This is a genomic window from Methanobrevibacter curvatus (genome assembly GCF_001639295.1).
Lineage (GTDB): Archaea > Methanobacteriota > Methanobacteria > Methanobacteriales > Methanobacteriaceae > Methanoflexus > Methanoflexus curvatus.
In genome coordinates, this window is the sequence record NZ_LWMV01000152.1 from 1 (window position 1) to 505 (window position 505).

The 505-nt window shown below is 33.5% G+C and carries 1 protein-coding gene; it reads right to left on the minus strand.

Annotated features, from left to right (window positions below; translation table 11 throughout):
• On the minus strand, window positions 1-505 hold a 505-nt coding region (locus tag MBCUR_RS03610), incomplete at both ends, for a DUF11 domain-containing protein (RefSeq protein ID WP_157077655.1).

Consider the following 505-nt stretch of genomic DNA (forward strand, 5'->3'; position numbering starts at 1 on the left):
CAAAATACTTGCAATAGTCCAATTAACAGACTGACCTACACGAGTAGGAGATCCATTGGCACTGACAAAGATCAATCTAGTATCTAAAACATCAGTAATATTCACATTAGTCGCAGTATCAGGACCAAAATTAGTCACATTAATAGTATACTCAACCAAAGCACCATTCAAAACAACACCAGTAACATTCACAGTCTTAACAATACTCAAATTAATACTTGGAGTAACATTTACAGTACTATTATTATCACCACTACTATTATTACCAGTATTATTCTGATCAGACCCAGTAACATTAGCTACATTACTTATATTTCCAGTACCATTCAGCTGAACAATTAAGCTAATAATATAAGAATCACCATTTAAGATGCTTGAAATAGTCCAATTAACAGTTTGACCTACACGAGTAGGAGATCCATTGGCACTGACAAAGATCAATCTAGTATCTAAAACATCAGTAATATTCACATTAGTCGCAGTATCAGGACCATGATTAGTTACA